The sequence below is a fragment of the Duganella sp. AC237 genome, assembly GCF_979254035.1.
This window is the reverse complement of the sequence record NZ_CEEDEW010000003.1, coordinates 4,822,838-4,845,851: the sequence shown is the minus strand read 5'-3', so window position 1 is coordinate 4,845,851 and position 23,014 is coordinate 4,822,838. Positions and strand designations below refer to the sequence as shown.

Below are 23,014 nucleotides of genomic sequence, written 5' to 3'. Positions count from 1 at the left end.
TCACTATTCTTCAGGAGACTTCTATGCAAAAACGTACATTTCTGATGCGCGCCACCGCCGCCGTCGCTTTCGCGGGGCTGGCCCTGGGCGGATGCACGACCACCACCACCGATGCCAAGTCCGATCCGGCCGCCGTCAAGACCGAGATCGAGCGCGGCTCCTATGATACCCTGGAGCGGCTGTACAAGGAGGTCAAGGGTTCGCGCGAGCTGGTGCGCAAGGCCAATGGCGTGCTGGTGTTCCCCCGCGTGTTGGCGGCGGGGCTGGTGGTGGGCGGCGAATATGGGCGCGGCGTGCTGCGCGCGGGCGGGCAGACGGCCGACTACTACAGCATGACGTCGGTGTCGGTCGGTTTCCAGGCCGGCGCGCAGTCGAAGGCCGTGGTGATGTTGTTCATGACCCGGGAAGCGCTGGATAAATTCCGCAATAGCAAAGGCTGGACGGCGGGTGTGGATGGTTCGGTGGCGCTGCTCAAGGTGGGCGCCAATGGCGAGATCGACACCACCACCGCTACCGGCCCGGTGCAGGCGCTGGTGCTGACCAACGCGGGACTGATGGCCAACCTCAGCCTGGAAGGCACCAAGGTCACCAAGCTGGCGCTGTAACGGGATTGTTTATAAATCCCACGCGGGGCGGATATGTGGGCCTTGCCCGCTAATCCACCCGCACGGAAAACGCTGGCTCTTCGCGCCCGTACCGGCTACGCTTGCGGTTTTCATGACTACGAGGAACACGATGAGCCGTAACATCCTGGACGAAGCCCACATCCATCCCGCCATCCGCGCACCCATCAGCGACTATCGCCGCGACCTCATCGCCGAAGTCCAGGCCGCCATCGCCGCCAACAGCGTCGTCGTGGTTGGCATGGGGCTCAATCCTTTTCCCCGCAAAGCCCGCCAGATCCTCGACGCCAACGGCACCCCGTACCAATACCTCAGCTACGGCAATTACTTCTCCGAATGGCGCCCGCGCACCGCGTTGAAGATGTGGACCGGCTGGCCGACCTTTCCGATGATCTTCGTCAAGGGCGTGCTGATCGGCGGCGCCACCGACCTGCAACGCCTTATCAAGAGCGGCGAGTTCGCGACGATGGTGGCTTGATGCTGACCTTGCCGCTACGTTTGCAGCCCGGCGACGATCTGCGCGGCGCGGTGGTCGCGGCCTTGCTGGCCAGCGGCCACCAGGCCGGCTTCGTGCTGCAAGGGATCGGCAGCCTGAGCGTGGCGCAACTGCGCTACGCCGGACAGCCGCAAGCGACCGCGCTGCACGGCGACCTGGAAATCCTGACCCTGGCCGGCTCGATCGCGCCGGACGGCGCCCACCTGCACATGTCGGTATCCGACGCGCGCGGGCAGGTGTCCGGCGGGCATGTCGCCCCCGGCTGCGTGGTGCGCACCACGGCCGAATTGCTGCTGGCCTTGCTGCCGGAGCGGCGTTTCACGCGCGAACACGACCCGCTCACCGGTTACCCGGAACTGACAATCGACTAGTCGGGATCGACCTCGTCGTTGATCTTCTCGGTCAACGCCCGCAATTGTTCCGGCACCGCATCCAAGTGGTAGCGCACGGTGTGGGCCTGCCGGCCCTCGTCGACCTCCAGGTCGTACTGGAAATCCCAGGACTTCGGCTCGCTCTTGACCAGCTTTTCCGGCAACGCGAAAAAGTCGCAGGCCTGCACCAGCTGCTGCATTTGCTCGGCCTGCTCATTCGGCAGCTGCGCCAGATCGATGGTGCGCGTTTGCGCCCCGGCCGGTCCGGCGAAGCCGCCTGTACATCGCAAAGTCATCCGCATCGTGCTTCCTTTCAAATCACACCGACCAGCTTCCACGCGGCCCGCACGGTGTGTTGTTCCTTCGAATCGGCCCCATACAGCAGCTCGGCGGACTGCATCGTCGCCTTGGCCATGTCCGCAAAGCTCGCGTTGGACGTCAGCAAGGACAGCGACTTGTACCAGATCGGCCCGGCCTTGTCCCAGGAGTTGCCCTTGAGCGCGATGCAGGCCGCGTAGAAGGCGTGGTTGGGAATGCCCGAGTTGGTATGGACGTCGCCGTCCTCGATATAACCGGCCATCGTTTTAGGTTGGTCATCGCCGGACCAGGTAAGTTCCTTGTTGCCCGGATCGGCCATCGAACGCAGGGCCTTGCCTACGGTTGGTCCCATGATGCCGGCGCCGATCAGCCAGTCGGCCTGGTCGCTGCTCTGCTTGAGTTTCCATTGCTTGACCATGCTGCCGAACACGTCGGAGATGGATTCGTTGAGCGCGCCGCTCTGGTCCTCGTAGACCAGGCCGCCGGGCACGGCGTTCTGCGTCAGGCCGTGGGTCAGCTCGTGGGCGATAACGTCGATGGCGCCGGTGAAGCCCATGAACAGTTTGCCGTCGCCGTCGCCGTAGACCATTTGCTGGCCGTTCCAGAAAGCGTTGTTGAAATTCTTTTGATAGTGGACGGTCGAATCGAGCCGCACGCCCTTGTCGTCGATGGAATTGCGCTTCAACACCTCGAACAAGAAATCGTAGGTGGCGCCGGCGCCGTCGTAGGCCTGGTTGACGGTCGCGTCGCTGCTGGCCTTGGCCCCTTCGCCGCGCACCAGCTTGCCGGGCAGGGCGCTCTTGTTCCTGGCGTCGTAGACGGTGCGGCGTTTTTCGCCGGTGGTGGTGATGCCGAAGGCGGCGGTCGTCGGCGTCGCGACCGAGCGCTGGCCGCGCAAATGCGCCGACAGCTCGGCCTGGTCCAGGAGCAGGCAGCGCTCGTGTTCATCGGTCGTCTTGTCGGCCAGCAGGCGCAGCATTTTCGATGAAATGATGAAGCAAGTACAGCGATACGGGTGGTGCGCCATGGGCAATCTCCTCTGTGAGCGATAAATGACTTTATACACGGAATCCAAATTGTCCGATGTCACCTATTGCAACGGAGAAGGCACTGACGTCAGCGCCGCAGCGGATCGAGCAGGGCGCGCAAATCGTTATGGTCTAGCTCGTACATCAACGCGATCAGCGTCCCCAGTTCGCCGGACGGAAAGCCCTCGCGCGCGAACCAGCCGAGGTAATGGTCGGGCAGGTCGGCGATCTTGCGCCCCTTATATTTACCGTAAGGCATTTCACGCGTCAGCAACAGCGCGAGCTTTTCTGAATTCATTTCGGAAAGGATGGAGGAAGTCGGCAGCCCGCCATCATAAATCACTCCGGGGTCAGGTCCACCATTTCTACACGAGCTCAAGCTATACGGACTTATATTTGCGCCACAAGCAAATATCTTCTACCCTTTCGTGTCTTTTTCTCAGCAGCGAAACCCCGGATACTGCGTGACATTAACTTTTAAGGAGTGAAGTCATGCCACTTGCCTTGCTGGCGCTGACCATCAGCGCATTCGCCATCGGCACCACCGAATTTGTCATCGTCGGCCTGTTGCCAACCATCGCCGCCGATCTGGGCGTGAACCTGCCGTCGGCCGGCCTGCTGGTCAGCCTGTACGCGCTGGGCGTCGCCGTCGGCGCGCCGGTGCTGACCGCGCTCACCGGCAAGCTGCCGCGCAAGACGCTGCTGGTATCGCTGATGGTGCTGTTCACGGCCGGCAATCTGCTGGCCTGGAAAGCGCCCAGCTACGAATCGCTGGTGATCGCCCGCATCCTGACCGGCCTGGCGCACGGCGTGTTCTTCTCGATCGGCTCGACCATCGCCACCTCGCTGGTGCCGAAGGAAAAGGCCGCCAGCGCGATCGCCATCATGTTCACCGGCCTCACGGTGGCGTTGGTGACCGGCGTGCCGCTCGGCACCTTCATCGGCCAGCATTTCGGCTGGCGCGAAACCTTCCTGGCGGTCTCGGCGCTGGGTGTGGTCGCGTTCATCGGCAGCCTGCTGTTCGTGCCGTCGACGATCCAGCACAGCAAGCCTGCCTCGCTGCTGCAGCAGGTCAAGGTGCTCGGCGAGCCGCGCCTGCTGCTGGTGTACGCGATGACCGCCGTCGGCTACGGCGGCACCTTTATCGCCTTCACCTATCTGGCGCCGATTCTGCAGGAGATCTCCGGCTTCAGCGCCGGCGCGGTGGGGCTGGTGATGCTGGTGTACGGCGTCTCGGTCGCGGTGGGCAACATCTGGGGCGGCAAGCTGGCCGATACACGCGGACCGATCGGCGCGCTCAAGATCATCTTCCTGGGCTTGGCCGCCGTGCTGCTGGTGGTCACGTTCGTGGCGCCGTTCAAATGGCTGATGCTGGCGACGGTGCTGGTGTGGGGCGCCTTTGCCTTCGGCAACGTGGCCGGATTGCAAGTGTATGTGGTGCAGCAAGCCGAGCACTTCACGCCGCGCGCGGTGGATGTCGCCTCCGGCCTGAACATTGCCGCCTTTAATTTGGGCATCGCGGGCGGCGCCTGGGGTGGCGGCTTGATCGTCGAACACGCCGGGCTGGTGCACACCGGCTGGATCGGCGCGCTGGTGGTGCTGGGCGCCTTCGGCCTGACCGTGCTCAGCGGCCGCCTCGACCGGCTCAATCCGCACCAACAAGCGGCGGGCGAAGCCAAGCGCGCCCGCGTCGCCGCCCACTAATACTCTGTGGATACTCCGGGGTCAGGTCCGCCAATTCTACACGTGCTGGTCCGTATGAGCGCTATTACGCAGAGCTCGTGTAGCAATGGCGGACCTGACCCCGGATCTGTTTTACAATGTTTTTTTCCATTGACGGCAGACCCGCCCACATTTCATGGCTCATCTTCATCCTACCGGCTGGCAAGAGATGGCCGTCACCGGCACCGCCGCCCGCGAGATCGAGACGCTGACCTATCTCGACGCCACGCTCGCCAGCGCTCCCTATCGCATCTATCACGGCGTCCACTGGACCAATGTCGAGAACGGTTTCTCGGCGTACGGCGAGATCGACTTCATCATCGTCGCCCCCAACGGGCGCATGCTGCTGATCGAGCAGAAGTCCGGTTTCCTCAACGAGACGCAGGAGGGCCTGGTCCGCAACTATGAAGGCAAACCGCGCAAGGTGGCCAACCACATCATGCGTTCGATCAAGGGCTTGACCGAGCGCTTCGGCGGCGAGGTCTCCATCGATTACCTGCTGTACTGCCCCGACTACACCGTACGCAACGCGAATCTGGCCGGCATCGATCCGCGCCACATCATCGACGCCACCAGCAAGGACCGCCTGGCGCAAGTGGTGCGCGACATCCTGCCCATCACCGATCCCAAGCCCGGCGAACAATTCGACAAGGTCACGCGCTTCCTCGGCAACATGCTGAGCCTGCGGCCCGATCCCAGTTCGATGATCGGCAACGCCGCGCAAATGGTCGCGCGGCTGTCCGGCGGCCTGGCGACCTGGGCGCGGCGGCTGGAGTTTACGCCGTTCCGTCTGCACGTGGTGGGCACCGCCGGCAGCGGCAAAACGCAGCTGGCGCTGGCCGAATATTCCGCCGCCATCGATGCCGGCCTGTCGCCGCTGTACGTCTGCTACAACCGGCCGCTGGCCGACCATATCGAACGCCTGGTGCCGCCCGGCGGCAAGGTCGCCAGTTTCCACATGCTCAGCGACGCCTTCATGCGTGCCCAGGACCAGGTGCCCGAGTACGGCGCCCCCGGCGTGTGGGAAGAGATCGAGGCGAAGATGACGGCCTCGCCGCTGCCCGGCGAGTGGCGCTACGACGTGGTGATCGTCGACGAGGGCCAGGATTTTTCGCCGGCCTGGCGCGATATCCTGCTGCGCATGCTCAAGGACGACGGCCGGGCGATCTGGCTCGAGGACCCCAACCAGAACCTGTATGGCCGCGCGATGGTGCCGCTGCCGGGCTGGGTCACGCTGCATTCGAACACCAATTACCGCAGCCCGCGCCAGATCGTCGATATGCTGGCCTCGATCGGCGCGACCACCTCGCCGGTGGAGGCGGGCAGCCCGTTCAAGGGCGCCGATATCGAGGAGTTGATGTATCCGGAAGGCGATACCGAGGCGATGCTGGCGCAAACCCGCAAGGCCGTCACCTTGTGCCTGGGCGCCGGCTTCGCGCGCCAGGATATCGCCATCGCCTCGTTCCGCGGGCGCGAAAAGTCGGCCATCCTCAATCTGGACAAACTGAGCGATGCCCACACCTTGAAGTCGTTCACCGGCGTGTATGACTTGTTCGGCAACCCCGAGTACCGCGAAGGGGGCTTGCTGGCCGAGTCGGTCTACCGCTTCAAGGGCCAGTCGGCCCCGGCGGTGATTTTCACCGAGATCGACTTCGCCGAGATCGACGACCGGGTGCTGCGCAAGCTGTTCGTCGGCATGACGCGCGCCAGGCTGAAGCTGGTGCTGGTGCTCAGCGAGCGCGCCGGGCAGCAGTTGCTCGACCGGATGTGACCCGCCCCCGCGCTCAGGCGGAGCGCGGCCGCGCCGGATTGCCCATCACCGTCACGCCCGGCGCCACGTCGCGCGTGACCACGCTGCCGGCGCCGATCAGCGCGTCGTCGCCGATGGTCACACCAGGCATGATCAGCGCGCCCGCGCCTATCCACACATTGCGGCCGATGCGGATCGGACGCCCGAACTCCAGCCCTTGCGCCCGCAGCGCCGGCTCGCGCGGGTGGTCGGCGGTGAGGATTTGCACGCCAGGGCCGATTTGCGTCATGTCGCCGATCTCGACTTGCACCACGTCCAGGATCACGCAGTTGAAGTTTAAAAACACGCCGTTGCCGACCTTGATGTTGTAGCCATAGTCGACGTGGAACGGCGGGCGGATCACCACGCCTTCGCCGACGCCGCCGAGGCGCTCGACCAGCACGTCACGGTGCTGCGCGGGCGTCAAGCCAACGCTGCGGTTGTAGCGTTCCATCCAGTCGCGCGCTGCCGCTTGGTCGGCCTGAATCTCGGCGTCGGCGGCGTTGTAGAAGTCGCCAGCCAGCATTTTCTGTTTTTGCGTTTGTTCCAATTTCGTATCCTTTATGCATAAACGTGCATGAACGTGCACTAACGTGGATGCGAAGATACGCCAATCCCATCTTCAATGCAACGGTTTTACGCACATTCGGCGCATTGGAAGGCGACGATTGTCGATTGTTTATGCACGTTTGTGCGTGTTATCATGACGCATGAACCCAATTCTCCCTCTTGAACGGCGCGCCGCCATCGCCCAGCGGCTGGCCGATGGCCAAACGGTTTCCGCCGCCTTGCTGGCGGCCGAATTCGCCGTCTCCGAAGATGCCGTGCGGCGTGATCTGCGCGCGCTGGCGGCGGAGGGACTGTGCCAGCGCATCTATGGCGGCGCCATGCCGACCTCGGCGGCGGCACAGCCGATCGCGGTCAGAAAACAGACCGCGCAGCGTCAGAAGGCGGCGCTGGCGCGCGCGGCGGCGGCCACGGTCGAGCCCGGACAGCTGATTTTTCTCGACTGCGGCAGCACCAACCTGCTCATCGTCGAGTTTCTGAGGGACGGCCTGGACTTGACGGTGGCCACGAATTCCATCGACATCGCCGCCGCCGTGCTCAAGCGCGCCGATCTGCGGCTGATCCTGGTCGGCGGCGTGGTTACGCCGGCGCTGGGCGGCAGCGTCGACGCCGGCGCCATCGCCACCGTGTCGGGCATGAATATCGACCGCCTGTTCCTCGGCGCGTGCGCGATCGCCGCGTCCACCGGCGTCAGCGCCTTCGACCCGGCCGACGCCCAGTTCAAGCGGGCGCTGGTCGCCGCCAGCGCCAGGATCACGGTGCTGGCCACCAACGAAAAGCTCGGCACCAGCGCGCCGTTCCGCGTGGCGCACATCAACGGCATCAGCGGCTTCATCCTCGAGCATGATGTGACCGACGCGGCGCTCCAGCCGCTGCTGGAAGCGGATGCCGTGGTGTCCAGAGCGGGACCATGGGAAGCGGCGTGATTCGCCAGCCTGCGTAAGGTCCCGCACGGGGAAGAGGGCCGGGGTGTATATTGGCGGCGATTTGAATTACTTGCCGCTGGATAATCCTTATGTCTGCTGTCACGCTGTTTTGCCTGGTTTTCGCTTACTTCGCCTTATTGCTGGCGGTCGCCTGGCGCACCTCCCGCAACGCTACCAACGACAGTTTCTTTATCGGTAATAAAAGCAGCAACTGGATGCTGGTGGCGTTCGGCATGGTCGGCACAACCCTGAGCGGCGTCACCTTCGTCAGCGTGCCCGGCGCCGTGGGGCGCGACGGGTTCGGCTATTTGCAGGTGATCCTCGGCTACGTGCTCGGCTATATCGCCGTCGCCACCATCCTGCTGCCGCTGTACTACCGCCTCAAGCTGACCTCGATCTATCACTACCTCGATGTCCGGCTCGGCAAGCGCTCATATCAGAGCGGCGCCGCGTTTTTCATCCTGTCGCGCACCTTGAGCGCGTCCGCTCGGCTCTATCTGGTTGTCAACATCCTGCAGATCACCATCCTCGACAACCTGGGCGTGCCATTTTGGCTGACCACCCTGGTGATCCTGGGCATGATCTTGCTGTACACCTACGAGGGCGGCGTAAAAACCATCGTCTGGACCGACACCTTGCAAACCACCGGCATGGTGCTGGGGCTGGTGGTCTGCGTCGGCTGGCTGTTGCACGCCATGAACCTCAGCCTGCCCGAGAGCCTGGCGCGCATGCAGGCCCAGGGCCTGACCCACGTGATCACGACGTCGGTCGACAGTCCCGCCTATTTCTGGAAACAGGTGCTGGCCGGCTTCTTCATCGTGCTGGCGATGACCGGCATGGACCAGGAGATCATGCAGAAGAATATCTCCGTCAAGACCTTGCGCGACTCGCAAAAGAACATGCTGATGCTAACGGTGATCCTGTCCACCGTGCTGGTGCTGTTCATGTTCCTCGGCGGCCTGCTGTACCTGTACGCGCCGACGGTGGGGCTGACGGCCAGCGGCGACAAGATCTTCCCGGCGGTGGTAATGGGCCACATGCCGGCGGCGCTGCAACTGATTTTCTTCATCGGCCTGGTCTCGGCGCTGTTCCCCAGCGCGGACGGGGCGATGACCGCGCTGACATCCACCTTTTGCATCGATATCCTCGGCGTGCAGCGCCGCACCGATCTGGCCGAAGCGGCCAAGGTACGATGGCGTCATCGCGTCCATCTGGGCTTCTGCGCGCTGTTCCTGTTGCTGGTGCTGATGTTCAAATGGATAGACAACGCCAGCATGGTGGGACTGGTGCTGAAGCTGACCGGCTATACCTACGGTCCGTTGCTGGGCCTGTTCGCCTTCGGCATCCTGACGCGCCGCGCGGTGCACGACCGCTGGGTGCCGCTGGTGGCACTGGCCGGTCCCGCGCTGTGTTACATCGTTGACGTCAATCAGAAATTACTATTTGGTAACTATCGTTTGGGCTTGGAATTGCTTATCATGAACGGTTTGCTGGTGTTTGGAGGCTTGCTCCTTATTTCCGTACCGGGACAGCGCAGGCCGCATGAAGTATGATCTTGTAAATTACGCAATCACTTGGAGTATCAATGGCCCGATCACCGTTTTCCTATATTCGTAGCGGCTTCGCTTTCTTCTGGCGGGCGCTCGACGCCGGCCGCCGCACGATTCTGAACCTGCTGTTCCTGGCGTTGCTGATCGCGCTGGCCTACGCCATCTTCGGCGGCGGCTTCAAACCGCTGGGACCGAAGACCACCCTGGTGCTGGACCTGAAAGGGCAACTGGTCGAACAGTCCAGCGTCAGCGCGCGCGAGGCGCTGGTCACCAGCGCGCGCGGCGGCGAAACGCTGAAGATGATCCAGCTGCGCGACGTGCTTACGGTGCTCGACACGGCCGCCAAGGATCCGTCGATCGGCGCCGCCGTGCTGCTGACCGACGAAATGGAAGGCGGCGGCCAGGCCATGCTGCGCGAAGTGGCGGCGGGCCTAGATCGCTTCAAGGCGTCCGGCAAGAAGGTGGTGGCCTGGGGTTCCAGCTACGACCAGCGCCAGTATCTGCTGGCCGCCCATGCCAACGAGGTCTATATGCACCCGATGGGCATGGTGCTGATGGAGGGCTTCGGCCGCTATCGCAACTACTACCGCGACGCCCTCGATAAAGTCGGCGTGACGGTCAACCTGCTGCGCGTGGGCACCTACAAGAGCTTCGGAGAGCCGTATATCGCCAACGGCCCGTCGCAGGCGGCCAGCGAGGCTGAGTCGTATCTGAACACCGCGCTGTGGACGTCCTACACCAACGACGTCGAGAAGGCGCGCAAGATGCCGCAGGGTCAGATCATGAAGACCATCAACGACCTGCCGGCGCAGGTGGTCGCGGTCAACGGCGACCTGGCCAAGCTGTCGCTGGCGGCCAAGCTGGTCGACGGCCTGAAAACCCGCGATGAAATCCGCCAGATGATGATCAATCGCGGCGCGCTGGACCTCGACGGCAAGAGCTTCCGCCAGGTCGGCTTCGACGAATACCTGGCGCGCGCGCCGCACAAGCTGACCGGCGACGCCGTCGGCGTGATCGTGGCGCAGGGCGAGATCAGCGACGGCACCGCCGGTCCCGGCGCCATCGGCGGCGATTCGACCTCCAAACTGATACGCGCGGCGCGCGAGGACAACGGCATCAAGGCCATCGTGCTGCGGGTCGATTCGCCCGGCGGCAGCGCCTTCGCCTCGGAGCTGATCCGCCGCGAGCTGGAATTGACCCGCGCCGCCGGCAAGCCGGTGGTGGTCTCGATGGGCAACGTGGCCGCTTCCGGTGGTTACTGGATGTCGATGGCGTCCGACGAGGTGATCGCCGACGCCAACACCATCACCGGTTCGATCGGCGTGTTCGCCATCCTGCCGACCGCCGACAAGGTGATCGACAAGCTGGGCATCCACACCGCCGGCCAGCCGACCACCTGGCTGGGCGACGCGGGCAATCCATTGCGTCCGCTCGATCCGCGCTTCGCGCAGGTCATCCAGGGCAGCATCAACCATATCTACGCCGAGTTCACGACCCGCGCGGCCAAGGCGCGCAAGACGACGCCGGAGAAAATCGACGCGGTGGCGCAGGGCCGTGTATGGACCGGCGCCCAGGCCAAGGAGCGCGGGTTGGTCGATACGCTGGGCAGCTACAACGATGCGTTGAAGTCGGCGGCCAAGCGCGCCAGCCTTGGCGGCGATTTCCGCGTGGTGTATATCGAGCGTGAAACCAGCAAGTTCGATCGCATTGTCGATATGCTGGGCGGTTCGGCGGCGCAGGCGGTGGCCAAGGCGATCAGCCGGCAGGTGAATCTGGGCGTGGCGGCCAGCACCGGTTTGCCGCCTGGCGCGGCGACCGGCATTGCCAAGGATCTGGGTTGGTTGTCCGAATTGACGGCGTCGCGCAAGCCGTTCACCGCGATCACGCATTGCCTGTGCGAGTCGCCATAATTGATTGACGTTGTCGGCGGCGCTTGTGCGGGCCGCCGACGTTTTATGCGCTATTCTTTATGCTTTACCCGATGCCAGCGGTAACGTGATCTTGAAACCGCTCCGCCCATCGGCCATCAACACGCAACGCGCCTCGCCGCCATGGCGGCGCGCGATCTGCCGCACCAGCGCCAATCCAAGCCCCGCGCCACTGTTGTCCCGCGTATTGCGGCGGCGATAAAACGGCTCGAACACGCGTTCGAATTCCGCTTCCGGCACGCCCGGTCCGTTATCCCACACCGTCAGCCTGGCCGTGCCGCCGTCATTGGCGATGCTCACATTCGCCGGCGGCTTGCCGTGCCGGTGCGCGTTCTCCAGCAGATTGCGCAACAAGCGTCGCAGCAGGCGCGGATCGCCCTGCATCACCGCCGATTCCCCATCGAGCACCGCTTCGTCGTAGCGCGCGCATTCCTCCGCCGCCAGTGCCAGCAGGTCGATTTCCTCCAGGGTGGTGTCGTCGACCACGGCCCCCAGCCGGCTGGCCAGCAGGATTTCGTCGAGCAGTTCATTGAGTTCGGCGATGTCCTGTTCCAGGCCGGCGCGGCGCTTGGCGTCGACGCCGTCCTTGATCAGCTCCAGCGCCAGGCGGATGCGCGCCAGCGGCGTGCGCAATTCGTGCGAGGCGTTGGCCAGCAGCGTCTTGTGGGCGCCGACCAGCTGCTCGATCTGGTCGGCGGCGCGGTTGAAGCTGAGCGCCAGTCGCGCCACTTCGTCCTTGCCCTCGACCTGGACGCGGGCCTTCAGATCGCCGGCGCCCAGCAAGTCCACCCCGTGCTGCAGGCGCTCGAGCCGTTTGGTCAGCCCGCGCACCAGTGGAAAGGCGGCGATGCCCAGTCCCACCGCCAGCAGCATCAGCGCGTTGTTGAGCATTCCCCTTGGGCGCGCGAAGCCCAGCGGCTCGCTCGACAGCAGCTTGCGGCCGTCGGGCAGCCGCACAAACGATTCCGGCGGCGGTCCGGTGATGCCGCGCTGGCGCCAGTGGCGCGCCGGGATCTGCTCGCCGACCACCGCCAGCGCCCTCCAGTCGCGGGTGTAGAGCGTCATGTGCGCGTTCAGGCCCCTGGCCACGTTCTCCAGCGCCGCCTGCTGCTGAGCGCGCGGCGCGTCCGGCGGCGCCAGCACGTTCTGCATCACCCGCGACAAGGTGACGTTGGAGCGCTCCAGCGGCCCGCCGCTGCGGCTCCACACCTGCTTCACCGCCAGCGAGAACAGCAACAGGATGATCAGGATCGCCGCGTAGAAGCGCAGGTACAGGCGCGGCAGCCCGACGCCGATGCCGAAGTTCGGGCGCTTCATCAATCCTGCACCTTGGCGAACAGGTAGCCGGCGCCGCGCACGGTAATGATGCGGCGCGGTTTTTTGGGGTCGTCCTCGACGGCGGCGCGGATGCGCGACATGTGGACGTCGATCGAGCGGTCGAACGCTTCGATCGGCTCGCCCTTGAGCAGTTCCATCAGGCTGTCGCGCGAGAGCACGCGCCCGGCGTGGCGCGCCAGCACCAGCAGCAGGTCGAACTGGTAGGCGGTCAGTTCGCAGGGCACGCCGTCGATCCGGGCGGAATGCGAATCGGGATCGATCTCCAGCCGGCCGAAGCGCAGGAATTCGCCTCGCCCGAGCGTTCCCGCCCCGCGCGGCGCACTGTCCAGATGGCCGAGATCGACCCGGCGGCGCAGAATGGCGCGCAGGCGCGCCAGCAGCTCGCGTGGCTCGAAAGGCTTGGGCAGGTAGTCGTCGGCGCCCATTTCCAGGCCGACGATGCGGTCGATGGCGTCGCCGCGCGCGGTCAGCATCAGCACCGGCACGTCCGAGACGGCGCGCGCCTGGCGGCAGACCTCCAGGCCGTCCATATCGGGCAGCATCAGGTCCAGCACCACGGCGTCGACCTCGCCGGCGCCGATGTGGCCGACGGCCGTGCGGCCATTGGGCGCGTGGGTGACGCGGAAGCCGGATTGGCTCAGGTATTCGGTGAGCATCTCGGCCAGGCGGGGATCGTCCTCCACCAGCAGTATGCGGTCGTTTGTCGTATTCATGCGGTTCATTCTACGGACAGGCGCGCGGCTTCACAAGGTTGGGCACCCGCCGCCATGTACCAGGTCTCAAAGGTGCAAGTGTGCTGTTTCAGCATGTCGCGGGAATGTCAAACCCGTAAAGAAATGTAAAGCGGGATGAACACTTCGTGGGGAAATCGTCTGTTTTGTAGCGAGTTTGTAACCCGGGGTTGCGGGCCCCTGACAGGCAAGGGTGCATATGCTAGAGTCCACGCATCAACCGCCATGGTGTTTTTGCCATGGACACGCAAGCCTCTAAAAGGATAACAATGGATTCGCAAGCCACGCCGACTCAGAACGTCAACCCACCGAAGCGCAGCCGCCGCAGTAAAGTCGTCGGCGGCGTGATCGCTGTCGCCGCGATGGCGGCGCTGGGCGGCCTGGCATGGTATCTGACCCACCAGCCGGCGCCGACGACGGCCGGCGGGCCGCCGGGTGCCGGCGGTCCGGGAGGCCCCGGCGGGCCCGGTGGCCCGGGAGCGGGCGGCGGCCGGCGCGGCGCGCCCGCAACCACGGTTGGCGTGGCGACGGCGCTCAAGGTCGATATTCCGGTGACCCTCGATGCGCTGGGCACCGTGACCGCCGCCGCCACCACCACCGTGCGGCCGCAGGTATCGGGCATTTTGCAGAAGGTGCTGTTCAAGGAAGGCCAGATGGTCAAGGCCGGCCAGGTGCTGGCGCAGATCGATCCGCGCCAGTTCGAGATGGCGCTGCTGCAGGCCAGCGGCCAGCGCCAGCGCGACGAGGCGCAGCTGGAAAACGCCAAACTGACGCTCCAGCGCTATCAAACGCTGCTCAAGCAGGACTCGATCGCCCGCCAGGACGTCGATACGCAGGCGGCGCTGGTCAAGCAGCTCGAAGGCACGGTCATGACCGACCGCGCCGCCGAGGGCACGGCCAAGCTCAATCTGGGCTACACCAAGGTGATCGCGCCGATTACGGGCCGGGTCGGCCTGCGCGTGGTCGATATCGGTAACCTGGTCGGCTCCGGCGACGCCACCGGCATCGCCGTGATCACCCAGCTGTCGCCGATCGACGTGGAATTCTCGATTCCGCAGGACAGCGTGCCGGGCGTGATGCAGCGCGTGAACGAGGGCGCCGCGCTGCCGGCGCTGGCGCTGGACCGCACCCGCACCAATACCCTCGACAGCGGCAAGTTCGCGGCGATGGACAACCAGGTCGATACGCAAACCGGCACCGTCAAGGCCAAGGCGCGCTTCGACAACGCCAAGTCGAACCTGTTCCCGAGCCAGTTCGTCAACGTGCGCCTGGAGCTGCGCACCATCAAGGACGCCATCATGGTGCCGGTGAACGCCGTGCGCCATGGCACCAAGGGCGATTTCGTCTGGGTGCTCAAGGACGACAAGAGCGTGACCATGCGCAGCATCACGCGCGGCGAGGCGACTGTCGACAGGGTGCAGATCGCCAGCGGCCTGCAAGCGGGCGAGCAGGTGATCACCGAGGGCGCCGACCGCCTCAAGGAAGGCGCCAAGGTGACTTTGCCGGGCGCCGGGGGCGGTCGCCGCGCGCATGGCGCTGGTGCTGCCGGTTCCGCCGCGGGCACGCCGGCCGCCGCCGACGCCGCGTCGGCGCCGCCCGCCGAGCGCCGCCACCGTAAAGAACAGGGCGCGGCACAATAATGAGTCCATCCGCTCCATTTATCCAGCGGCCGGTGGCGACCTCGCTGCTGATGCTGGCGATCGTGCTGGCCGGCCTGGTCGGCTTCAAGTTCCTGCCGCTGTCGGCGCTGCCGCAGGTCGACTTCCCCACCATCCAGGTGCAAACGCTGTACCCGGGCGGCAGTCCGGAGGTGATGGGGCAGACCGTGACGGCGCCGCTGGAACGCCAGTTCGGCCAGATGGCGGGCCTGCAGCGCATGAGCTCCACCAGCGCCGCCGGCGTCTCCATCATCACGCTGCAATTCGGCCTGGGCCAGACGCTGGAGGTGGCCGAGCAGGAAGTGCAGGCTGCGATCAACGCCGGCTCCTCGTTGCTGCCGACCGATTTGCCGGCGCCGCCGATCTACGCCAAGGTCAATCCGGCCGACGCGCCGGTGCTGACCTTGGCCATCACTTCCGACACGATGCCACTGACCGAGGTGCAAAATATCGTCAACACGCGCCTGGCGCTGAAGATCAGTCAGGTCTCCGGCGTCGGCCTGGTGACGCTCAGCGGCGGCCAGCGTCCGGCGGTGCGGATCCAGGCCGACACCAACGCGCTGGCGTCCTATGGCCTGGGCCTGGACACCTTGCGCACGGCGATCACCGCCGCCAACGCCAACGGCGCCAAGGGCAGTTTCGACGGCCCGACCCGCGCTTATACCATCAACGCCAACGACCAGCTGGTGGCCGCCAAGGACTACCAGAACCTGATCCTGGCGTACAAGAACGGCGCCCCGGTGCGCCTGGCCGACGTGGCGCAGGTGGTCGACAGCGCGGAAAACGTGCAGCTGGGCGCGTGGTCCGGCAACAAGCAGGCCATCATCCTCAACGTGCAGCGCCAGCCTGGCGCCAACGTCATCGCCACCGTCGACGCCATCAAGGCCCGCCTGCCGGAGCTGGAGGCCGGCCTGCCCGGCGCCATGAAGCTGGAGGTGCTGAGCGACCGCACCACCGGCATCCGCGCCTCGGTCACCCACGTCGGCATGGAGCTGGTGCTGGCGGTGCTGCTGGTGGTGCTGGTGATCTTCGCCTTCCTGCATAGCATCCGCGCCACCGTGATCGCCAGCTTGTCGGTGCCGATCTCGCTGATCGGCACCTGCGGCATCATGTATCTGCTCGGGTATAGCCTGAACAACCTGTCGCTGATGGCGCTGACCATTGCCACCGGCTTCGTGGTCGACGATGCGATCGTCATGATCGAGAATATCGCCCGCTACATCGAGGAGGGCGAGACGCCGATGGCAGCCTCGCTCAAGGGCGCCAAGCAGATCGGCTTCACCATCATCTCGCTGACTGTGTCGCTGATCGCGGTGCTGATACCGCTGCTGTTCATGGGCGACGTGGTGGGCCGGCTGTTCCGCGAGTTCGCGATGGCGCTGGCGATCACGATCCTGATCTCCGCCGTGGTGTCGTTGACCCTGGTGCCGATGATGTCGGCGCGCTGGCTGAAGGGCCACGGGGAAGAGCAGCCGAGCCGTTTCGCCGTGCGCTTCCAGCAGTTCTTCGACTGGGTGATCGGCCATTACGACCGCGCGCTGATCTGGGTGCTCAAACACAGCGGCCTGACCTTGCTGGTGGCGCTGGCCACCTTGCTGTTGACGGTGCTGCTGTACGTGGTGATCCCTAAAGGACTGTTCCCGACCCAGGACACCGGCCAGTTGCAGGCGCGCCTGGAAACCGGCAAGGCCGTTTCCTACGCCAGGATGGCCGAGCTGCAGCAGCAGGCCGCCCGCCTGGTGCTGGAAGACCCGGACGTGGCGACGCTCAGTTCCGTGGTCGGCGTCGACGCCGCCAACAACACCATGCTCCATACCGGCAGCATGCTGATCAACCTGAAGCGCGAGCGCACCGGCAACCAGCAGGAAACCATGGAGCGCCTGCGCAACCGCGTGGCGACGATCCCAGGCCTGACCTTGTATTTGCAGCCGACCCAGGATTTGACCATCGACGCCGAAACCGGGCCGACCCAGTTCCGCGTGTCGATCGAAGGCGCCGACAACGCCTCCGTCAACGAGTGGGCCACCAGGCTGGCCGAGCAGATGCGCACCAAGAAGGAGCTGCGCAACGTCGTCTCGGACGTCGGCGCCAGCGCCAACGCCGCCTACATCACCGTCGACCGCGATACCGCCTCGCGCCTGTCGGTCACCGCCGCCTCGATCGACGATGCGCTGTACAGCGCCTTCGGCCAGCGCATCGTCTCGACCATTTTCACCGAGACCAACCAGTACCGCGTAATCCTGGAGGCGAAAAGCGACGACATCACAACGCCGCAGGACCTGGGCAACCTGCAACTGCGCACCGGTTCCGGCAAATCGACGCCGCTGTCGGCGCTGGCGACCATCAGCGAGCGCGCGGCGCCTTTGCAGGTGACGCACGTGGCGCAGTATCCGGCCACCACCCTGGGTTTCGATACCGCGCCGGGCGTCTCCCTTGGCACGGCGGTCGACAGCATCAAGCAGGCCGCCGCCGAGATCAAGTTCCCGCCGTCGGTGACGTTGACCTTCCTCGGCGCGTCCGGCGCCTACCAGGCCTCGCTGTCCAACCAGCTTTGGCTGATCCTGGCGGCGGTGGTGTGCGTCTACATCGTGCTGGGCGTGCTGTATGAAAGCTATGTGCACCCGCTGACGATTTTGTCGACGTTGCCGTCGGCCGGCGTCGGCGCCTTGCTGGCGCTGTGGATCAGCGGCCAGGATCTGGGCGTGATCGGCATCATCGGCATCATTCTGCTGATCGGCATCGTCAAGAAGAATGCGATCATGATGATCGACTTCGCCATCGAGGCCGAACGCGAGGGCGGAAAGCCGCCGCGCGAGGCGATCCACCAGGCCGCGCTGCTGCGCTTCCGTCCCATTCTGATGACGACCCTGGCCGCGCTGTTCGCCGCCGTGCCGCTGATGCTGGGCTGGGGCGAGGGCGCCGAATTGCGCCGCCCACTGGGCCTGGCGATCTTCGGCGGATTGATCGTCAGCCAGCTTCTGACCCTGTTTACGACGCCGGTGATCTACCTGGGCTTCGATAGCCTGGCGCGCCGCTTCGGCGGCGGCAAGCCGAATGCGCCGGCGGCCAAACCGGCGCCCGCCGAAGGTGGTGCGCTGTGAACCTGTCGTCGCCCTTCGTTAAACGGCCGATCGCCACCGTCCTGCTTACGATCGGCATCGCGCTGGCCGGCATCGGCGCGTTCTTCGTGCTGCCGGTGGCGCCGCTGCCGCAGGTCGATTTCCCCATCATCACGGTCAACGCCAACCTGCCGGGCGCCAGCCCGTCGACCATGGCCAGCAGCGTCTCGACCCCGCTCGAGCGCCATCTGGGCGTGATCGCGGGCGTCAATGAAATGACGTCCAGTTCCAGCACCAGCTCCGCCAATATCACCTTGCAGTTCGATTTGAACCGCAACGTCGACGCCGTGGCGCGCGAGGTGCAGGCGGCGATCAACGCCAGTCGCGTCGACCTGCCGGCCACCTTGCGCAGCAATCCGACCTACCGCAAGGCCAACACTTCCGGCTCGCCGGTGATGATCCTGGCGCTGACGTCCAAAACGCGCACGCCGGGCCAGATTTACGATGCCGTTTCCAACACCGTGCTGCAACGCCTGTCCCAGGTGACCGGCGTCGGCGACGTGGAACTGGGCGGCGGCTCGCTGCCGGCGGTGCGCGTCGAACTCAATCCCTATGCGCTGAACCGCTACGGCCTGTCGATGGAGGATGTGCGCGCGGCGATCCAGGCCACCAACGCCAACCGCCCGCGCGGCGCGCTGCAAGGTCAGGGCCGCCGCCTGCAGATCTACACCGAGTCGGCCAACGCCAGCGGCGGGCGCAACGCCAGGGACTATCAGGACCTGGTGGTCGGATGGCGCAACGAGACGGCGATCCGCCTCAAGGACGTGGCCGAGGTGGTCGACGGGGTCGAGGACGTGAACAATCTGGGCCTGTTCAACGGCCAGCCGGCGATCGTCGTGCTGATCCGGCCGCAGGCGGGCGCCAACGTGATCGAGACGGTCGACAGCGTGCGCGCGCAGCTGCCCGCGCTGCAGGCGCAGATGCCGCCCGACGTCAACGTCGCCATCGCCAGCGATAGCACCAACTCGATCCGCTCGTCGCTGCACGAGATCGAGGTCACTTTGATCATTTCGATCCTGCTCGTCGTGCTGGTGGTGAGCGTCTTCCTGCGCAACCTGCGCGCCACCATCGTGCCGGCTGTGGCGACGGTGGTGTCGCTGCTGGGCACCTTCTGCGTGATGTACCTGCTCGGCTTCAGCCTGAACAACCTGTCGCTGATGGCGCTGACCGTGGCCACCGGCTTTGTCGTCGACGATGCGATCGTGGTGCTGGAAAACACCCAGCGCCATATCGAGGCCGGCATGGACCGCCTGTCGGCGGCGCTGCTCGGCGCGCGCGAGGTGGGCTTTACGGTGCTGTCGATCAGCCTCTCGCTGATCGCGGTGTTCATTCCGCTGCTGTTCATGGGCGGCCAGTTCGGGGCGCTGTTCAAGGAGTTCGCCATCACCCTGTCGGCGGCCGTGATGATTTCGCTGGTGATTTCGCTGACCACCACGCCGATGATGTGCGCCTGGCTGCTCAAGCCGGACCAGCATGGCAAGCCGCCGGGCCGCGTGGCGCGCTTTTTCGAGGCCGGCTTCGACCGGGTCCTCAAAGGCTACGAACATAGCCTGGACTGGGCGCTGTCGAGCGTCTGGCTGGTGATGCTCAGCCTCGTGTTCGTGATCGGCCTGAATGTCTATCTGTTCGCGGCCATTCCCAAGGGCGGCTTTCCGCAACAGGACACGGGCCAGATCAGCGGCGGCATCCGCGCCGACCAGAGCATTTCGTTCCAGGCCATGCAGGGCAAACTGCGCCAGCTGGTGAACATCATCAAGGACGATCCCGATGTCGCCACCGTGGTCGGCTTCACCGGCGGGCGGCGCGCCGGCGGCGGCTTCATGTTCATCAACCTGAAGCCGGCCAGCGAACGCACCGTGGCGGGCAACGCCGTCATCGCGCGCCTGAGGCCCAAGCTGGCCAGGGTGACGGGCGTGACTTTGTTCCTCAGTCCCGTGCAGGATTTGCGCGCGGGCGGACGCTCGGCCAACGCCAACAACCAGTACACGCTCAAAAGCGACAACGAAGCCGATTTGAAGAAATGGGCCACCCGTCTGGCGGACGCGATGAAGGCCAGGAAGTCGATGGTCGATGTCGACAGCGACCAGGCGGAAAACGGCGTCGAAACCTTCGTCACCGTCGACAAGGACAGCGCCTCGCGGCTGGGCGTGTCGGCCAAGGATATCGACAACGCCTTGTACAACAGCTTCGGGCAGCGCCAGGTGGCGACCATCTACGGTGAGGTGAACCAGTACCACGTCATCATGGAGGTGGCGCGCGACTACAGCAGGAGCCCGGAATCGCTGAAGGACGTCTATGTGCCGTCGAAGGGTTTGCCGGCGCCCACGGCCAGTAACCCGAGCGGCGCGCCGACGGTCGCCGCGACGGCGACGACAACGGCCGGCGCGACCACCGCCGGCGCCGGCGCCAGCACGGCCACCGCCGCCAACGTCGCCGCGCCGGCGGTCCGGGACGCATCGTCCGGTTCCGCGCTGAGCACCACGGCCACCACCATGGTGCCGCTGTCGGCGATGGCCAGGTTCGCGGAAAGCTCGACGGCGACGTCGATCAACCACCAGGACGGCGAGCTGGCGACGACCATCGCCTTCAACCTGGCCGACGGCGCCAGCTTGTCCGACGCCTCCGCCGACATCGCGGCGGCGGAGGCGGAGATCGGCATGCCGAACAATGTGCGCGGCAGCTTCGCCGGCGCCGCCAAGACGGCGCAGGACAGCAACAAGTCGCTGCCGCTGCTGATCCTGGCCGCCATCGTGGTGATCTACATCGTGCTCGGCATCCTGTACGAAAGCCTGGTCCATCCGGTGACCGTGCTCACCACCTTGCCGTCGGCGGGCGTGGGCGCGGTGCTGGCGCTGCTGATCTTCAAGATGGAGTTCTCGACCATCGCCCTGATCGGCATCTTCCTGTTGATCGGCATCGTCAAGAAGAACGCCATCCTGATCATCGACTTCGCACTGGAGGCGGAGCGCTCGCGCGGCCTGTCGCCGCTCGAAGCGGTGCGCGAAGCCTGCCTGCTGCGCTTCCGTCCCATCCTGATGACGACACTGGCCGCCGCCCTGGGCGCGCTGCCGCTGGCGATCGGCTTCGGCGAGGGCTCGGAGCTGCGCCGGCCGCTGGGCGTGGCCATCATCGGTGGCCTGATCGCCAGCCAGTTGCTGACGCTCCTGACCACGCCGGTGGTCTACATCCTGATGGACAAGCTGCGCCGCCGCGGCCCGTCCGAAGAACAATTAAGCAAAATTCACAGCGACCCGTCGCCGAGCACACCATGAGCACATACGCACCAACCATCATCCGTCCGGCGCCGCGCCATCGCGCCATCGCGCTGGCCGTCCTGACCCTGGCCGCGCTGGCGACCGCCGGCTGCGCCGTCGGTCCGGCCTACAAGCTGCCGGAGACGCCGTCGCCGGCGGCCTTCAAGGAAACCGCCACCGATGCCGAGAAGGCAGCCGCCGGATGGACCGCCGCCGCGCCGGCCGACACGCTCGAACGCGGGCCGTGGTGGCAGTTGTTCGGCGACCCGTTGCTGAACCAGCTGGCCGACAGCATCGAGGTCTCGAACCAGAATGTCGCCATCGCCGCCGCCAACTACGCGCAGGCGCGGGCGCTGGTCGGCGAGCAGCGCGCCGCGCTGTTCCCGGCGGTCGATTTGAACGGCAGCGCCACCCGCTCCGGTGGCGGCGGCAACACCCAGAACATCAGCCAGTACCGCGCCAACATCGGCGGCAGCTGGGAGCCGGATATCTGGGGCAGGCTGCGCGCCGGCACCAACAGCGCCCAGGCCAGCCTGCAGGCCAGCGCCGCCGACCTGGCGGCCGCCCGCTTGTCCGCACAGGGCGAGCTGGCCACCAATTACTTCCTGCTGCGCCAGGCCGACGCCGAAAAAGCGCTGCTCGACGCCACCACCGAGGGCTACGAGCGCGTGCTGCAGATCACGCAGAACCGTTTCGACGCCGGCGTCACCACCAAGTCGGACCTTCTGCAGGCGCAAACCCAGTTGGCCAACGCCCGCATCGACCAGGTCACGCTGGTGCAGCAGCGCGCCACGCTCGAACACGCGATCGCGGTCCTGCTGGGCAAGGCCGCCAGCGATTTCGCGCTGGCGCCGGCGCCGTGGAATGTGACGGTGCCCGACGTGCCGGCGGGCGTGCCTTCGACCTTGCTGCAGCGCCGTCCGGACATCGCCTCGGCCGAGCGCTCGGTGGCCGCCGCCAACGAGCAAATCGGCATCGCGCGCGCCGCCTATTTCCCCAGCCTGAACCTGACCGGCTCCTACGGCTTCGGCTCGAACGCGGCATCGGGCCTGTTCAACGCCTCCAACAGCCTGTGGTCGCTGGGACTGTCGGCGGCGCAGACGCTGTTCGACGCCGGCGCCACCAGGGCCCGCGTGGCCGGCGCCGAAGCCTCGCGCGACGCCGCCATCGCCCGCTACCGCCAGACGGTGCTGACCGCGTTCGCCGACGTCGAAAACCAGCTGTCGGCCACCAGGGCGCTGGCGCAGCAGCAGGACTTGCGCAGGATCGCCTCCGAGGCGGCCGACCAGGTGGAGGTGCAGATGCTGAACCGCTACCGCGCCGGCCAGGTAGGCTACACCGATGTGGTGACCGCGCAGACCACGGCGCTGAACGCGCGCCGCGCGCTGGTGCAATCGCAGGCCGACCGCCAGACCACGGCGATCGCATTGATCCAGTCGCTGGGCGGCGGCTGGCATTCCGCAAGCGACTAAGGCGGTGGAGGGGCGCGCCCGCTTGGTTTTTGGGCGCGACCTTTGTATAATCATCTGGCAAGATGTAGACAAAAACCACATTCCCTGCTGCCCGCATCCTTTGTTGTGTAGCAGGCGGCGGGGC

Annotated in this window: 18 protein-coding genes; 12 read left to right on the top strand and 6 right to left on the bottom strand. The window is 65.7% G+C overall.

Annotation, left to right across the window (positions count from 1 at the left end; all coding sequences use genetic code 11):
• The first annotated feature begins 23 nt into the window (after positions 1-23).
• The 3 genes from AC0IYS_RS21515 (at position 24) to AC0IYS_RS21505 (ending at position 1,490) form a co-directional block, all read left to right on the top strand.
• Positions 24-605: a BPSL1445 family SYLF domain-containing lipoprotein gene (locus AC0IYS_RS21515; protein WP_471707092.1), complete on the top strand. Its 582-nt coding sequence runs from the start codon at positions 24-26 to the stop codon at positions 603-605.
• 130 nt (positions 606-735) lie between these two features.
• Positions 736-1,101 carry a glutaredoxin gene (locus tag AC0IYS_RS21510; RefSeq protein ID WP_471707091.1) on the top strand — a complete coding sequence of 122 codons (366 nt, stop codon included), beginning with the start codon at positions 736-738 and terminating at the stop codon, positions 1,099-1,101.
• Complete coding sequence (locus AC0IYS_RS21505) at positions 1,101-1,490, top strand: PPC domain-containing DNA-binding protein (protein WP_471708919.1); 390 nt, start codon at positions 1,101-1,103, stop codon at positions 1,488-1,490. Before AC0IYS_RS21510 ends, AC0IYS_RS21505 begins: the two co-directional genes overlap by 1 nt.
• Here the strand turns inward: AC0IYS_RS21505 and AC0IYS_RS21500 are convergent.
• The 3 genes from AC0IYS_RS21500 to AC0IYS_RS21490 form a co-directional block, all read right to left on the bottom strand.
• A complete protein-coding gene (locus tag AC0IYS_RS21500) occupies positions 1,487-1,786 on the bottom strand; it encodes a protealysin inhibitor emfourin (RefSeq protein ID WP_471707090.1) in 300 nt (99 codons plus the stop codon). The genes AC0IYS_RS21505 and AC0IYS_RS21500 overlap by 4 nt on opposite strands.
• Positions 1,787-1,803: 17 nt before the next feature.
• Complete coding sequence (locus AC0IYS_RS21495) at positions 1,804-2,835, bottom strand: M4 family metallopeptidase (RefSeq protein ID WP_471707089.1); 1,032 nt, start codon at positions 2,833-2,835, stop codon at positions 1,804-1,806.
• Positions 2,836-2,924: 89 nt separating this feature from the next.
• A complete protein-coding gene (locus tag AC0IYS_RS21490) occupies positions 2,925-3,134 on the bottom strand; it encodes a DUF3820 family protein (RefSeq protein ID WP_471707088.1) in 210 nt (69 codons plus the stop codon).
• A 194-nt stretch (positions 3,135-3,328) separates the two neighbouring features.
• Here AC0IYS_RS21490 and AC0IYS_RS21485 point away from each other — a divergent pair, with 194 nt between their 5' ends.
• Both AC0IYS_RS21485 and AC0IYS_RS21480 read left to right on the top strand, forming a co-directional pair.
• Positions 3,329-4,540 carry an MFS transporter gene (locus AC0IYS_RS21485; RefSeq protein WP_471707087.1) on the top strand — a complete coding sequence of 404 codons (1,212 nt, stop codon included), beginning with the start codon at positions 3,329-3,331 and terminating at the stop codon, positions 4,538-4,540.
• 154 nt (positions 4,541-4,694) lie between these two features.
• Positions 4,695-6,329, top strand: coding sequence for an ATP-binding domain-containing protein (locus AC0IYS_RS21480; RefSeq protein WP_471707086.1), 1,635 nt, complete (start codon positions 4,695-4,697; stop codon positions 6,327-6,329).
• 13 nt (positions 6,330-6,342) lie between these two features.
• Here AC0IYS_RS21480 and AC0IYS_RS21475 read toward each other — a convergent pair whose 3' ends face one another.
• Positions 6,343-6,873, bottom strand: a complete 531-nt coding sequence (locus AC0IYS_RS21475) for a sugar O-acetyltransferase (protein ID WP_471708918.1) — start codon at positions 6,871-6,873, stop codon at positions 6,343-6,345.
• A 184-nt stretch (positions 6,874-7,057) separates the two neighbouring features.
• Between AC0IYS_RS21475 and AC0IYS_RS21470 the strand changes: the two genes are divergently transcribed.
• From AC0IYS_RS21470 to sppA, 3 genes are all read left to right on the top strand, one after another.
• Complete coding sequence (locus AC0IYS_RS21470; protein WP_471707085.1) at positions 7,058-7,840, top strand: DeoR/GlpR family DNA-binding transcription regulator; 783 nt, start codon at positions 7,058-7,060, stop codon at positions 7,838-7,840.
• Between the two features lie 89 nt (positions 7,841-7,929).
• Complete coding sequence (locus tag AC0IYS_RS21465) at positions 7,930-9,393, top strand: sodium:solute symporter (RefSeq protein WP_471707084.1); 1,464 nt, start codon at positions 7,930-7,932, stop codon at positions 9,391-9,393.
• A gap of 32 nt (positions 9,394-9,425) precedes the next feature.
• The gene (sppA, locus tag AC0IYS_RS21460; protein WP_471707083.1) at positions 9,426-11,300 is read left to right on the top strand and encodes a signal peptide peptidase SppA; all 1,875 of its coding nucleotides are present in this window, start codon (positions 9,426-9,428) and stop codon (positions 11,298-11,300) included.
• Positions 11,301-11,357: 57 nt separating this feature from the next.
• Here the strand turns inward: sppA and AC0IYS_RS21455 are convergent, their stop codons facing one another.
• Positions 11,358-12,635: an ATP-binding protein gene (locus AC0IYS_RS21455; RefSeq protein WP_471707082.1), complete on the bottom strand. Its 1,278-nt coding sequence runs from the start codon at positions 12,633-12,635 to the stop codon at positions 11,358-11,360.
• Positions 12,635-13,369 carry a response regulator gene (locus AC0IYS_RS21450; protein WP_471707081.1) on the bottom strand — a complete coding sequence of 245 codons (735 nt, stop codon included), beginning with the start codon at positions 13,367-13,369 and terminating at the stop codon, positions 12,635-12,637. The genes AC0IYS_RS21455 and AC0IYS_RS21450 overlap by 1 nt, the downstream gene beginning before the upstream one ends.
• Before the next feature lie 287 nt (positions 13,370-13,656).
• On the opposite strand from AC0IYS_RS21450, the gene AC0IYS_RS21445 reads away from it, so the two are divergent.
• The 4 genes from AC0IYS_RS21445 to AC0IYS_RS21430 are packed head-to-tail and all read left to right on the top strand — an operon-like array spanning position 13,657 to position 22,890.
• A complete protein-coding gene (locus AC0IYS_RS21445) occupies positions 13,657-15,027 on the top strand; it encodes an MdtA/MuxA family multidrug efflux RND transporter periplasmic adaptor subunit (RefSeq protein WP_471707080.1) in 1,371 nt (456 codons plus the stop codon).
• Complete coding sequence (locus AC0IYS_RS21440; protein WP_471707079.1) at positions 15,027-18,146, top strand: efflux RND transporter permease subunit; 3,120 nt, start codon at positions 15,027-15,029, stop codon at positions 18,144-18,146. Before AC0IYS_RS21445 ends, AC0IYS_RS21440 begins: the two co-directional genes overlap by 1 nt.
• Positions 18,143-21,436: an efflux RND transporter permease subunit gene (locus AC0IYS_RS21435; protein WP_471707078.1), complete on the top strand. Its 3,294-nt coding sequence runs from the start codon at positions 18,143-18,145 to the stop codon at positions 21,434-21,436. Before AC0IYS_RS21440 ends, AC0IYS_RS21435 begins: the two co-directional genes overlap by 4 nt.
• Entirely contained in the window at positions 21,433-22,890 is a 1,458-nt protein-coding gene (locus AC0IYS_RS21430) for an efflux transporter outer membrane subunit (RefSeq protein WP_471707077.1), read from the top strand. The genes AC0IYS_RS21435 and AC0IYS_RS21430 overlap by 4 nt, the downstream gene beginning before the upstream one ends.
• Positions 22,891-23,014 lie beyond the last annotated feature (124 nt).

Bases quoted from the DNA above. Each gene is read 5' to 3' on its own strand.
- AC0IYS_RS21515 (WP_471707092.1), top strand. From the start codon at position 24: ATGCAAAAACGTACATTTCTGATGCGCGCCACCGCCGCCGTCGCTTTC.
- AC0IYS_RS21510 (WP_471707091.1), top strand. From the start codon at position 736: ATGAGCCGTAACATCCTGGACGAAGCCCACATCCATCCCGCCATCCGC.
- AC0IYS_RS21505 (WP_471708919.1), top strand. From the start codon at position 1,101: ATGCTGACCTTGCCGCTACGTTTGCAGCCCGGCGACGATCTGCGCGGC.
- AC0IYS_RS21500 (WP_471707090.1), bottom strand. From the start codon at position 1,786: ATGACTTTGCGATGTACAGGCGGCTTCGCCGGACCGGCCGGGGCGCAA.
- AC0IYS_RS21495 (WP_471707089.1), bottom strand. From the start codon at position 2,835: ATGGCGCACCACCCGTATCGCTGTACTTGCTTCATCATTTCATCGAAA.
- AC0IYS_RS21490 (WP_471707088.1), bottom strand. From the start codon at position 3,134: ATGAATTCAGAAAAGCTCGCGCTGTTGCTGACGCGTGAAATGCCTTAC.
- AC0IYS_RS21485 (WP_471707087.1), top strand. From the start codon at position 3,329: ATGCCACTTGCCTTGCTGGCGCTGACCATCAGCGCATTCGCCATCGGC.
- AC0IYS_RS21480 (WP_471707086.1), top strand. From the start codon at position 4,695: ATGGCTCATCTTCATCCTACCGGCTGGCAAGAGATGGCCGTCACCGGC.
- AC0IYS_RS21475 (WP_471708918.1), bottom strand. From the start codon at position 6,873: ATGCTGGCTGGCGACTTCTACAACGCCGCCGACGCCGAGATTCAGGCC.
- AC0IYS_RS21470 (WP_471707085.1), top strand. From the start codon at position 7,058: ATGAACCCAATTCTCCCTCTTGAACGGCGCGCCGCCATCGCCCAGCGG.
- AC0IYS_RS21465 (WP_471707084.1), top strand. From the start codon at position 7,930: ATGTCTGCTGTCACGCTGTTTTGCCTGGTTTTCGCTTACTTCGCCTTA.
- sppA (WP_471707083.1), top strand. From the start codon at position 9,426: ATGGCCCGATCACCGTTTTCCTATATTCGTAGCGGCTTCGCTTTCTTC.
- AC0IYS_RS21455 (WP_471707082.1), bottom strand. From the start codon at position 12,635: ATGAAGCGCCCGAACTTCGGCATCGGCGTCGGGCTGCCGCGCCTGTAC.
- AC0IYS_RS21450 (WP_471707081.1), bottom strand. From the start codon at position 13,369: ATGAATACGACAAACGACCGCATACTGCTGGTGGAGGACGATCCCCGC.
- AC0IYS_RS21445 (WP_471707080.1), top strand. From the start codon at position 13,657: ATGGATTCGCAAGCCACGCCGACTCAGAACGTCAACCCACCGAAGCGC.
- AC0IYS_RS21440 (WP_471707079.1), top strand. From the start codon at position 15,027: ATGAGTCCATCCGCTCCATTTATCCAGCGGCCGGTGGCGACCTCGCTG.
- AC0IYS_RS21430 (WP_471707077.1), top strand. From the start codon at position 21,433: ATGAGCACATACGCACCAACCATCATCCGTCCGGCGCCGCGCCATCGC.